Below are 12236 nucleotides of genomic sequence, written 5' to 3' on the forward strand. Positions count from 1 at the left end.
CGACCCGGCACCGGCCGACCCGGACAGGCACGGACAGCTACCCTTGTACGGTGACGCTACGCCTGTATGACACTGCCACCCGATCGGTGCGGGACTTCGTCCCGCGGGAAGCCGGCAAGGTGGGGGTCTACCTGTGTGGTCTCACCCTCCAGGCCCCGCCGCACATCGGTCACCTTCGCTCCGGCGTCAACTACGACGTCCTGCGTCGCTGGCTGCTGGCCGCCGGCTACGAGGTCACCTTCATCCGCAACGTGACCGACATCGACGACAAGATCCTGGTCAAGGCGGGCGAGCAGGGGCGACCGTTCTGGTCGATCGCGTACGCGAACGAGTTGCTCCTCGCCGAGTCGTACCGGGCGTTGAACGTGCTGCCGCCCACCTACGAGCCGCGCGCCACCGGGCACATCCCGGAGATGCACGAGCTGATCACGAAGTTGATCGCCGACGGGCACGCGTACCCGGCGACCGACGGCTCCGGCGACGTCTACTTCGACGTGGCGTCCTGGCCGGCCTACGGGTCGTTGTCGGGTCAGTCCCCGGACGCGATGCAGTCGGCCGGGGACGCCCCCGACCGGGGCAAACGGGACCCGCGCGACTTCGCCCTGTGGAAGGGCGCCAAACCGGAGGAGCCGGCGGACGCCTACTGGCCGTCACCGTGGGGCCTGGGGCGCCCGGGTTGGCACATCGAGTGCTCGGCGATGTGCTGGCGCTATCTCGGCCCGGAGTTCGACATCCACGGCGGTGGTCTGGATCTGACGTTCCCGCACCACGAGAACGAGATCGCGCAGTCCCAGGCGGCCGGGCTGCCGTTCGCCCGATTCTGGGTGCACCACGGGCTGCTCAACATCGGCGGGGCCAAAATGGGCAAGTCCGCCGGCAACGCGCTCGACCTGGCGTACGTGGACTCGCTCGGCGTGCGGCCGGTGGAGCTGCGCTACTACTACGCCGCCGCGCACTACCGCTCGGTGATCGACTACTCGGAGGATTCGCTCCGCGACGCGGCGACCGCGTACCGCCGGATCGAGGGTTTCGTGCAGCGGGCGACCGAGCGGGTCGGTGCCGGGCAGCTCGGTGACCTGCCCGGCGGCTTCGTGGCGGCGATGGACGACGACCTCAACACGTCCGCCGCCCTGGCCGTGCTGCAACAGCACATTCGGGACGGCAACACCGCGCTGAGCGCTGGCGACGATGTGACCGTCCGCACCACCCTGGCCGTGGTACGGGCGATGCTGGATATCCTCGGGGTCGACCCCCTCGACCCGGCCTGGACCGGCGGTGGCCGCACGGATGATCTACGCGCCGTGGTGGACTCCCTGATCGCGTTGGCCCTGGAGCAGCGCGCGCAGGCCCGGGGCCGCAAGGACTGGGCCGCCGCCGATGCGGTACGTGACCAGCTCAAGCTGGCCGGTGTGGTGGTCGAGGACACCCCCCAGGGCCCCCGTTGGACTATTGGAGAGCAGGACTGATGGCCGGCAACTCGCAGCGCCGTGGCCGGCGACTGACGTCGAAGGCAGGCGCCCCCAAGGGCACCGGCGGCAAGAACAAGGACTCGTTGGCCGGGCGGGGGCGCACCCTGCCCGCCGACGAGCGGCCGTGGCACAAGGGCTACTCGGGCACCGAGAAGCTGCCCCAGCGCACCGCCTGGAAGCAGGACAAGGAGCGCCGCGCGGCGGCCGAGGAGGGGCGCGCCCCCAAGATCGGTCAGCCGGGCAGCAAGGACACCACCTGGGGCAGGGGCGGCGGTCGGGGCGTACCGGGGGGTCGGGGTGCTGCCACCGGCGGCCGGGGCGCTGCCAGCGGGCGGGGCGCTGCCGGCGGGCGGGGCGGTCCTCGGGTCGCGCCGGGGCGCAAGTCCAACCCGTCCAAGGACACGCCGGAGCTGCTGGTCGGGCGTAACCCGGTGCTGGAGGCGCTGCGCGCCCAGGTGCCGGCGACGGCGCTCTACGTCGCCCAGGGCATCGACATGGACGACCGGATCAACGAGATCATTCGGACGGCCGCCGACCGGGGCATCGCCAACCTGGAGATCAGCCGGGCCGAGCTGGACCGGATGACCGGCGGCGTGCTGCACCAGGGTGTCGGATTGCAGGTGCCGCCATTCGCGTACCAGCCGTTCGACGACATGGTCGCCGCCGCCCTGGAGCAGCAGGCCCCGCTGCTTGTCGCGCTGGACGGTGTCACCGACCCGCGCAACCTGGGTGCCGTGATCCGGTCGGCCGCCGCGTTCGGCGCGCAGGGTGTCTTCGTACCCGAGCGACGTGCTGCCGGGATCACCGCGACCGCCTGGCGGACCAGCGCCGGCGCGGCCGCGCGGGTGCCCGTGGCGCAGGTGACAAACCTGACCCGGTCGCTGAAGGCGTGCCGGGACGCCGGCTTCATGGTGGTCGGCCTGGACGCCGACGGCGACACCGACCTGTACGACCTGGAAGCCGCGGTCGGTCCGCTGGTGGTGGTGGTCGGTTCCGAGGGGCGGGGCCTGTCCCGCCTGGTCGGGGAGACCTGCGACCTCACCGTCAGCATTCCGATGATCTCCGAGGTGGAGTCGCTCAACGCCAGCGTGGCCGCCGCGGTCACCCTGGCCGAGGTCGCCCGCCGACGGGCCGTCGAGCTGTAACGACATCCGACGAGGCCCCCTTCCGCCCAGCGCGGAAGGGGGCCTCGTCGTCAGATCTGCCGGCTCCAGGCGACGAACAGCACCGCACCAGCCGACGCCATCAGCAGGGCGGTCGGGATCAGCCAGCGAGGGCTCCGCTCCCCGTCGAGACGTCGGGTCAGCCGCTGGTGCACGGCGGCGATACCGATCAGCGCGGCCAGCCCGGCGGCGGCGATCGGCAGGCCGACGAGGAAGTGCACAAGCCACGCGCCGCCCCGGCTCGGACCACCCCAGGAGTGGTCGTACGGGCCGGGGTCCACCACGCCGTAGAGCACGCCACGCAGCACCAGCAGCAGTTGGACGCCGAGCGGCAACAGGGCGACGGCGCCGAGGAGCAGGCTGAGCAGCGCGTGACCGAGCACCGCGACCGGGCCGGGCCGCCGGCCGGGCACGGCGGTGGGTGGCAGGCCGAGCAGTCCGGTACGCAGGGCCCGCCAGCGTGCGACTGCGGCACCGGCTCCGCCCAGCGGGGCGGTCACCAGTGCGAGCAGGGCGACCGGCACCAGCGTCGCGCAGTAGGCCAGGCTGCGGCCGGTCAGGCGAGCCATCCGGTACGGCCGGGAACGGTTGAGCGGTTGGGCGGTGGCGGTGGCGGACACGGCGTCTCCTCGGGTTGGCGTGCCGCAACGCTACGGGCGCGGCCCACCCCGCCGAGTCACCCCGCGGAGCCACATCCGCGCTGGCTCCGTGGTGTGACAAGCCCTCCTGGGTACGACGACAGGGGCGACCCGCCGAAGCGGACCGCCCCTGTCGGTTGGCGTTACGTCAGATCCGGCTGCCGGTGGCGGCGTGGAAGACGTGGCTGCGACCGGTACGCGGCTTGACGAACACGGTGTCACCCATGTTCGGCATGGTGCGCCGGTCGGTGCGCACGACGAAGCGCTCCGAGCTGCCGCCCAGCGCGGCGTGGCCGTAGACGTTGGCGTCCGAGCCGAGGTCCTCGACCAGCTCGACCACGACCGGCATGCCGCCCTCGGTCGGGCTGACCAGGTCGCAGTCCTCCGGGCGGAAGCCCACGGTCACCTTGCCGTCGCCACCCTCGGCGCGGGCCGCCGCGACCTGCTCCCGGGTCAGCGGGATGCTCAGTTCGGCGAACTCGGCGCCCCGCTCGTTGAGCGCGACGGTCTTGATGTTCATGGCCGGCGAACCCATGAAGCCGGCGACGAACACGTTCGCCGGGGTGTCGTAGAGCGCGCGGGGAGTGTCCACCTGCTGGAGGACACCGTCGAGCAGCACCGCGACCCGGTGACCCATGGTCATGGCCTCGACCTGGTCGTGCGTGACGTAGACGGTGGTGACGCCCAGCTTGGCCTGCAGGGACGCGATCTGGGTACGGGTCTGCACACGCAGCTTGGCGTCGAGGTTCGACAGCGGCTCGTCCATGAGGAAGACCTGCGGCTCGCGGACGATCGCCCGGCCCATCGCGACACGCTGACGCTGACCACCGGAGAGCGCCTTCGGCTTGCGGCTGAGGTACTCCTCCAGCTGGAGCAGGGCCGCTGCCTCCTTGACCCGCCGGTCGATCTCCGACTTGGAGGTCTTGCGCAGCTTCAGGGCGAACGCCATGTTCTCGTACACCGTCATGTGCGGGTAGAGCGCGTAGTTCTGGAAGACCATCGCGATGTCGCGGGCCTTCGGAGGAAGGTGGGTGACGTCACGCTGGTCGATGTAGATCGACCCGGCGTCGACGTCCTCCAGGCCGGCGAGCATCCGCAGGCTCGTGGACTTGCCGCAACCGGAGGGGCCGACCAGGACGAGGAACTCGCCGTCGCCGATCTCGAGGTTGAGCTCGTTGACGGCGGGACGCTCCTGGCCCGGGTAGACCCGGGACGCCTTGGAGTAGGTGACCGTAGCCATGGTGAAGCGCTTCCTTTCACCGGCAGGAACGTGCCGGACGATCCGAGTGAAGGAGCGACAGGCACGTGTCCGTGCCGGTCAGCGGACGGCGGCTCGGTCGCGGGGGCGCCGGGGCTGTCGTCCGTGTGAGTGAACCGTAAACGGCTTTCATCTTGCTGCCAAGGTAGGGCAGCTTCCAACCTCGCCCACGGGGTACGCATTCCGGTCACTCGGGCACGCTCAGCCATCAATCGACGCGACGGTGAACCCTTGTGCGTCGGGTTGTTGACGTTTCCCGTGCTGGGGAGGCATCGCGAGCGGGATGTCCGGGACGCCACTCGCTATGCTGACCTCGACGCACGCGCCCCTGTAGCTCAGCTGGCCAGAGCACTCGCCTTGTAAGCGAGATGTCGCCGGTTCGATCCCGGCCGGGGGCTCCATATCCACAAGGCATTTCGGGGCTGTGCCCGCCCCGAAGTAGCTGACTGACAGCAGCGGGACTCACGCACCCGGTCCGCGCACCATCCCGTGTTCGGGCGCCTGCCGAGCTGGCGGCGTGCTGGCGGCGAAGTGGTTCAAAGTTTCTGTACGTCTTCTAGGCGGCCCGAGACGGGCCGCACGCGCCGCCGCCTGGGCGCGCATCCGTCGCTCCGCTGGCGCTCCGACTCCGGCCACGCAACACGCCCGGCGGCTGGCGCGGAAGCGGAAAGCCCAAAGGGCCGCCGCAGGACGACAGGGAGCGTTGGCCAGATGGTGAGCCGGCAGCCGGCCGGGCCGCTCGACCACGAGCCCGCGCGGCGCAGGGGAGCGCACGCCGGCCGCGTCGGCGAACTGGCGGCGGTCCCGGGGTTGCGGTTACTGCGCCTCCGGAGGGGGCGCTCGGGCTCCGAGATGGTTGCAAGCCCGTCGGCGGGTTGCGGTCCGTGGGTGGTTGCGCGTGCCATCCCGCCAGCCGACGACCCGGGCAAGCCGAGCAGACCACCACCCGACCCGCCAGCGTCCGAACGTGCGTCAAGGCCGTCTTGACGTGGCGGGTCGGGTGGCGGCCCACTCCCCAGAGAGCGGGTCGACGGCAGACGGGATGGATGCGGTGTACTTGAGGGCATGGATGTTCAGGCCACCACCGTTTCGATCACGGCAGGAGCGACGATCGTAGGGGTGCTGCTTGGGCACCTTCTCACGCGCAACACCGAGTATCGAAAGTGGTTGAGGGTCGAGCGCTACAACCATTGCGTTAGCTTGCTTCGGGCTGGCGAAGAGCTTCATATGACGGCCCTGGTTGATCAGATCCAGGTCACAGACCTGGACCGAATCTCGGGTGATCTCGACACGCTGACCACTGCACAGAGAGAAGCAGCGAAAATCTTTCTGCTGAGCGAGGCGTACAAGAAGTTCGACCCGAGCGATGTCCAACATGTCGACGGGGACAGGCTCTTGGAGGTGGCTTGGCCGGGACTGCGATCGATGTTGGCCAGTCACGCTTTCAGTGAGGTATCCAAGAGAGATCAGAAGAGGGTCCAGCTAGTTGTTCAACTTGCGCGTACGCAGGAAGAATTCGCGCTGCTCTCTCCGGTTCGGGCAACAAGAACAGCCAGGCGGTTCGTTAGAGCAGCAATCAATTCGGCAATTTTGTCCGAGCCGGATAAGAGGGCTGATAATCACCTTGAATATGACCAAACACGTAAGGAATTCATCGCGCTGTCGTCCATTATGCTGATGGGTGGTGTTCTGCCACGGTTCAGACGGTGGATGTCCCTCCGGCAGTTACCCGGCAAGAACCGGTACGTCGCGAGCCAAGGAACCGTCAGGGAGGCACGCGGAGCACAAAACCTTGTGAAACGTCGACAAGAAGCGGCCATCGATGTGAGTTCACCGGGCACCTGAGTGACTAACTGGGTGACGACCGACCCGGGCGGCGGTGGACGCTCATGGGCGGCCCCGGACGCATGTCACTGCTAGCCGCGCATCATCGGGCAGGTCAGGGACCCCTGTTGGTTGCCTGGGGGTCAAGGAGTCGGCGGATCGGCGCTGGCTGCGAGTCTGTCAACCTCGTTTTGGGAATGCGGCACACCGATGCCGTATCGCTGTCGGGCGGTTCGTGAAGTGGCGATGATTGCGAATAGGACGAGCATAGATACGCCCATTGGCATAGAGATCCACATGTGGTAACCATCTTGTCTGCCGAAAACAAATGGGGATGTTACGCCTAGCAGCCCTCCTGCTGCGGTAAATGCTAGACGAGCGTAATAGGCTGGCGGACCCGCCAGCCTACGCAATCTCGAAGAAGCCATCATGAAACCGAAGATTACGGACGCGGAAAGTAAATAAATGCAAGTAAGAAGCAATTTGGAATTTCTGGGAATTAAGCCTGCGGCTACACCGCCAATGTAGATAATTGCTGCGGCGATTAAGTTCGCCATGACATTGACTAGTACATCTCGGACAAACCGATCGCGGGCAACATGCGTGGCTTCTGGCATACGGATCAGATTGCCTCAACCAGTCTGGCTCGCGGTAGCTGCTGACAGCAACCGTGACAGCAACCGGCCTGGATCTGCTCGACCGAGGCGACACGCCGATGAACGACTCTCCGAAGTCACGACCAGGGACGGACAACGCCGGACTGGTCGCTCAGGACTTGTAAGCGAGATGTCGCCGGTTCGATCCCGGCCGGGGGCTCCATATCCACAAGGCGTTTCGGGGCTGTGCCCGCCCCGAAGCAGCCGGATGGACTCACGAGAGCTCCCCGTCGAGCTTGCCGAGCGCCTGACGTATCGCGTCGAGGTTGGCGTGTAGACCTTGAGTGTGATCTTTACGTCGACGCGCCGGGTTGGTGACCTGGTCAGCGCAGACAAGATCCTGCCGGACTGCCGGACTGCCGGCTATGTTGTGCAAAGTTTCTGTACGTCTTGAAGGCGGTCCTGAACGGGCCGCACGCGCCGCCGCCAGGGCGCGCGCCCGTCGCTCCGCTGACGCTCCGACTCCGGTCACGCAACACGCCCGGCGGCTGGCGCGGAGAGCGGGTAACCCGGTGGGCGCCGAATGACGACAGGCCGTCTCCCAGTGGGGTGACGGGCCGGCAGCCGGCTGGGCCGCGTGGCCAGCACCCGCGCGGCGTGGGGGAGCGCACGCCGGCAAGGTCGGCGAGTTGGCGGCGATCCTCGGGTGGCGGTCACTGCGGCTCCGGCGGGGCGCTCCTGCTCCAGGATGGCCGGGGCTCCGTCGGCGGCTCGCGGTCCGTGGGCGGTTGCAGTGGGAGCCATCCCGCCTGCCGTCGACCCGGGCGAGCAGAGCAGAGCACCGCCCGACCCGCCAGCGTCCGACGGTGCGTCAAGGCCCGCTTGACGTGGTGGACCGGGCGACGGCCTGCTCCATGGGTGCGGGTCGACGGCAGCCGGGATGGCAGCGAGCGGCGCTGGCGACGCCAGGTTAGAACGAGCTTCGGGTTTCCTGGACCCCCAGGGGTCCCGCCGCGCTTACCTCTGTAACGCTGCTTGCGCTGGCGGGACAATCTTGTCGAGCTGTCGCTCTAGACTCAGCGGATCCGCAAAAAACTCCACATCACCCACCTGAGTCAGCTCGCTTACAATTTCACCTGGCCAGTCCGTCCGAGCGCCATCGAGTGCCGCGATCCGGTTTTCCTTCGGCACATCTGACAGGTCGAAGATGTAGTAGCAGTGCTCTGCCGCATGGTCACGATCTCGTAGGCTAACCGCCTGAACATAGGCGGAGCGATCGTTGTTAGAGACACGAAGCGTCACCTGCCGCTTCCGGCCGGATCGTAGGACTAGCGGTGCCTCTCGCTGAACCTGGCGGCTATCCTGCGCCCAGCTCTTAACCCGACCCACTACACGGTCAGGGAATCTAGTCGGAGTGTGGCGTACCGCCAGCCAGCGGAGTTGCTCGGTGCGCATGGACGCCTGGGCAACGTCTAGCACCATTCGTCCGAGTTGATCAGCGACCCCGAAGGTCGCAAGTTCCCCGGGGACAGCGTTGACTCCACTGAGTCCAGCGCTTCGTACGGTCTCTGCGAACGCTTCCGCGGGACGTCCAGCGTTCACGTTCACGCCTGACATGGCGAGCTGAGTGGCAGCAACAGCGCGGTCTGATACCCGGAACCCAGATCCCATGGGCTCTACCAAGATCCGAACCACATCCCCGTCACCATACGTCAGCGGTAGGTCTACCAGGAGCCCGTCGCCGTAGGGACGGACGACAGTCTGATCGTTGATCGTGCGTAGGATCGCGCCCACGGTGGCTGCTGAGTCCACGGTTCCCCTCCTCACGGCTCTGACCAGGTAAAATCGGATGCTATCTGGATGAAGCACTCGCCCGCGAACGCCTCAAGGATCGCACGATATGTACCCGGAGCGACCCTGGGTTGAAGCGGAACTTCCGGAATATCTGTGGGTTCGTAGACGCCCTCCTCAGAAGTTCCAGGCTCTACGCGGTGCTTGTGAGTCCCCGCGATCGGGCGATGAGGGACATTGATACACAGACGGCGAGCTGAGAATCTGTCGCGACCGGCGCCGACGAGATACTGAAGCTTAGGTTCGCTTGGTGCCAGGGGATTCACCACAAGGCGTAGCAGGCAGGGGCCTAGGGCTTCTAGCATGGTGCGGACCTGGACGACGCCCTCCTTGCTGGCTCCCCGGTTCGCATTCCAGGTGATACCACCAACCGTGACGGCCTGGGCGAGGGGCGAGAGCAGCGCTCCTACACTCGCGGCAGTGATGAGAGGCGAGGTCTGTCGACTCATCAGTCCATGCACCGACCCCTCAGGTCCCAGCACCGGACCTTTTGCCGTGAACGCGCCATCTGTCGCTCCCTTGGCGGTAGGGGACTGGGGCTACCAGAACCTACGTAGCAGGCTAGTTGCAGCCAGCGAATCCTCAACCGTCCGTAAGGGTAGAGATGCCCTCTGACGTTCTCGTGTGGCTCTGGTCCTCCAGGGTCCCTGGAGGAGGCAGGCTTGGGCAAGGCGGCAACGGCTAGGGCTAGGCCGTCACCAGGCCGTCAGAGGACGGTCGCAAGCGACCAACGACGACCACTGGTAACGACGCCTGCCCAGGTGACAAGGCGTGGCCGGCCCGACGACCAAGCCGGCCCAGGCTTCGTTATCTGTGGTTGTCGAACTGATGAGGCTGCCCACCGGTCCCGTTCTGCTGCTCATCCTGTCTGGTCCAGGCCAGGAACGCCGCTCCTGTCGCGTTGCAGCCGATGGCGTAGACAGTGGCAAAGACGCCAGACGCGATCTTGCGAACTGTTTCACCCATGGTCAACCTCCTCTTTCTCGCTCGTCCCGCTGAACGAGTGCGGCTTCTGCGGCCGTCTAGCAGGTGCTTCAGCAGGGGAGCGACGAAGGTCAGAAGACCAACGACTACGAACGTGAGGCCCGATTCGAGCAGGCCGCCAGACCCAGACCAGACAGGACGAGGCTGACCGGCCGAGTATAAGCGGCCTATTCTCCTTAGAGCGGCAGCTGGCTACGTTATCGGCAGCGAGGCTGCCTACAGCAACGTTGACAGCAACACAACCGGACGGCGGCAGGCTGCGGAGGGCTGTCGGACGAGGCTCCGAGCGTGCAGCCGTCGCTGGACGTGTGCGGACCTGGCGCACAGAACTTGCAAGCGAGATGTCGCTGGTTCGATCGTGGCCGGGGGCTCCAATTCCATCGGGCCTTTACCGGTGAGGGCTGCCACGAGTCGACCGGCTGACCGCGACGCCGACGCCTCGCCGTTCGGGATCCCGGCTCCGCAGAGCGCGCTCACCGCGGCGCTCGGATGCGCCGCGCGGCGACGTAGCGGCGCATCTTCTCGGCGGTCCCGCAGTCGTCCATGCTGCACCAGCGGCGACTGCGATTCTTGCTCTCGTCGTTGAAGATGAAGCGGCAGCCGCCGCACCCCTTGATCCGGTCCAGTGCACCAGTGGTGAGCAGTTGGACCGCCGCGTGCACCACCGGCCGTAGCGGTCGGGCGAGCGTCCGGTCGTCTCGCCAGACCCACGCGAACGTGCTTCCGCCCGCGAGCTGTGCGTGGGCGAGCGCGTCGGCTTCGTCGTCGCGCAGCCGGGCCAGCGCGGGTGTGCTCGGAGACCGGCCGCCGGCCAGTGGTCGGAACACCTCGTCGAGGTAGTCGCGGGTGCTCAGCGCTCGGGAGAAGGCAGCGCGGGTGCCGTCCGGATCGTTGCGGGACAGCCGGCGTAACGCTGTCGCCTCTGTTTCGGTGAGGGCGCCCGCGTAGACGCCCCAGGCGACCAGCTCCGGATAGCCGGTGAGCACGTCGTCGTCGGAGGGCCCGCTGGGTGGACCGGTGCGGGTGTTGACGAAGTCCAGGGCGAGGTTGCCGCCCACCAGGTGCATCCGCGTGACGTCCTCGACTGTTTCCATCAAAACGAACTTTACCAGTTGACCTGCACCGGGTGCGCCGTTAGTTTGTTACTGGCATAGACGGTTTTGGCGGTAACGATCGGAGGGGTCGGATGAGTCACCGGCGAGCAGTGGGAGCGTTGCTCGGCCTGGCCGGCGGGACCTTCCTCTACACCACCGCCGAGGCGCTGCCGATCGGCCTGCTGCTCCCGATGGCCGCGGACCTCGCCGTCTCGCCGTCGCAGGTGGGCATGCTCGTCACCGCGTACGGCGCGGTGGTCGTCGTCGCGTCGATCCCGTTGACGGCCCTGGCCAGGAGGATCCCGCGCCGACGACTCCTGTCGGCGCTCCTGGCCGGCTTCGTCGTCAGCACCGCGATCACGGTGTTCGCGAGCACGTTCGCGCTGCTGCTGGCGGCCAGGATGGCAACCGCGGCGACGCACGCCCTGTTCTGGGCGGTGGTGGTGCCGGCCGCGGCCGAGCTGTTCCGACCCGGGCTGCGCGGGCGGGTGGTCGCGATCGTCTTCGCCGGTGGCAGCGTCGCCCTGGTCCTGGGAGTGCCGGCGGGCACCTGGTTGGGCGAACGCGCCGGCTGGCGGGTGTCGTTCCTGGCGGTGGCCGGGCTCGGCGCGATCGTGCTCGTCGCGGTGGCCGCGCTCCTGCCGTCGACGCCGCCGGACGAGGGACACGCCGCCCGGGGCGCGACACCCGACGTCCACCGCTTCTGGCTGCTGGTCGCGGTGGCCATCCTGACGACCGCCGGTGCCATCGCCGCATACACCTATGTCGCGCTGTTCGTCACCGAGGTCAGCGGGTTTTCCGCCTCGTCGGTCGGTGCCATCCTGCTGGCGCGCGGCGTCGCCAGCGTGCTCGGCATCCTCGCCGTCGGAGCGGTGGTGGACCGCAGCCCGTGGCTCGCCCTGGTCGCGACCATCGCGCTGCAGTCGGTGGCACTGCTCGGGCTGTACGCGATCGGCCACCGGCCGGCGGCTGCCGTGGCTCTGCTCGCGCTGGCCGGGCTGGCGTTCGCGGCGTTCACCGCGGTGCTCGGTGGCGTCGTGCTGCAGGTGGCGCCCGGCCGTTCCGACCTCGCCGCCGCCACCGTCTCCGCCGCCGTCAACGTCGGCATCACCGGTGGTGCCCTCGTCGCCGGCCTCGCGCTACCGGGCCACGGCGTGCACAGCACGGTGCTGCTCGGTGCCCTGCTCGGCGTCGCCGCTCTGCTGCTGGTCGCCGCCACGACTACCGCGGGTGGGCGGCGCACAGCCGGCACGCGTGCGAACGCTTCGGCGACCCACGGCGCGCACGCGCCACACGACCGGACGGCGAAGTACCCGGCGTAGCCTGGGGCCGGGCAGCGAGCGGGGGCGGGACGGGGGC

At 68.1% G+C, this 12236-nt stretch carries 8 protein-coding genes and 1 tRNA gene; 5 read left to right on the plus strand and 4 right to left on the minus strand.

The features are described from left to right. Positions 1-50: 50 nt before the first annotated feature. Positions 51-1466, plus strand: a complete 1416-nt coding sequence (gene cysS, locus AB0B14_RS22780) for a cysteine--tRNA ligase (RefSeq protein WP_357068059.1) — start codon at positions 51-53, stop codon at positions 1464-1466. After that, positions 1466-2614, plus strand: coding sequence for a 23S rRNA (guanosine(2251)-2'-O)-methyltransferase RlmB (rlmB, locus tag AB0B14_RS22785; protein ID WP_357068061.1), 1149 nt, complete (start codon positions 1466-1468; stop codon positions 2612-2614). Before cysS ends, rlmB begins: the two co-directional genes overlap by 1 nt. Before the next feature lie 50 nt (positions 2615-2664). On the opposite strand, the gene AB0B14_RS22790 is transcribed toward rlmB, so the two are convergent. Next, positions 2665-3252 (minus strand): hypothetical protein, encoded by a 588-nt coding sequence (locus AB0B14_RS22790; protein ID WP_357524028.1) that lies wholly within the window; start codon positions 3250-3252, stop codon positions 2665-2667. Between the two features lie 166 nt (positions 3253-3418). Beyond that, positions 3419-4510, minus strand: a complete 1092-nt coding sequence (gene ugpC, locus AB0B14_RS22795) for a sn-glycerol-3-phosphate ABC transporter ATP-binding protein UgpC (RefSeq protein WP_357068065.1) — start codon at positions 4508-4510, stop codon at positions 3419-3421. A gap of 342 nt (positions 4511-4852) precedes the next feature. Between ugpC and AB0B14_RS22800 the strand changes: the two genes are divergently transcribed. Next, positions 4853-4929 (plus strand) — tRNA-Thr (locus AB0B14_RS22800). Between the two features lie 664 nt (positions 4930-5593). Beyond that, complete coding sequence (locus AB0B14_RS22805) at positions 5594-6373, plus strand: hypothetical protein (RefSeq protein ID WP_357524030.1); 780 nt, start codon at positions 5594-5596, stop codon at positions 6371-6373. A 1592-nt stretch (positions 6374-7965) separates the two neighbouring features. On the opposite strand, the gene AB0B14_RS22810 is transcribed toward AB0B14_RS22805, so the two are convergent. Together AB0B14_RS22810 and AB0B14_RS22815 are read right to left on the minus strand one after the other, a co-directional pair. Further along, a complete protein-coding gene (locus tag AB0B14_RS22810; RefSeq protein WP_357524032.1) occupies positions 7966-8250 on the minus strand; it encodes a hypothetical protein in 285 nt (94 codons plus the stop codon). 2006 nt (positions 8251-10256) lie between these two features. Then, positions 10257-10877 carry an ABATE domain-containing protein gene (locus tag AB0B14_RS22815; protein WP_357524034.1) on the minus strand — a complete coding sequence of 207 codons (621 nt, stop codon included), beginning with the start codon at positions 10875-10877 and terminating at the stop codon, positions 10257-10259. A gap of 92 nt (positions 10878-10969) precedes the next feature. Between AB0B14_RS22815 and AB0B14_RS22820 the strand changes: the two genes are divergently transcribed. Then, positions 10970-12199 carry an MFS transporter gene (locus tag AB0B14_RS22820; RefSeq protein WP_357524036.1) on the plus strand — a complete coding sequence of 410 codons (1230 nt, stop codon included), beginning with the start codon at positions 10970-10972 and terminating at the stop codon, positions 12197-12199. Positions 12200-12236: the final 37 nt, after the last annotated feature.

The organism is Micromonospora sp. NPDC049171 (genome assembly GCF_040648275.1).
Classification (GTDB): domain Bacteria; phylum Actinomycetota; class Actinomycetes; order Mycobacteriales; family Micromonosporaceae; genus Micromonospora.

Bases quoted from the DNA above. Each gene is read 5' to 3' on its own strand.
- rlmB (WP_357068061.1), top strand. From the start codon at position 1,466: ATGGCCGGCAACTCGCAGCGCCGTGGCCGGCGACTGACGTCGAAGGCA.
- ugpC (WP_357068065.1), bottom strand. From the start codon at position 4,510: ATGGCTACGGTCACCTACTCCAAGGCGTCCCGGGTCTACCCGGGCCAG.
- AB0B14_RS22805 (WP_357524030.1), top strand. From the start codon at position 5,594: ATGGATGTTCAGGCCACCACCGTTTCGATCACGGCAGGAGCGACGATC.
- AB0B14_RS22815 (WP_357524034.1), bottom strand. From the start codon at position 10,877: ATGGAAACAGTCGAGGACGTCACGCGGATGCACCTGGTGGGCGGCAAC.
- AB0B14_RS22820 (WP_357524036.1), top strand. From the start codon at position 10,970: ATGAGTCACCGGCGAGCAGTGGGAGCGTTGCTCGGCCTGGCCGGCGGG.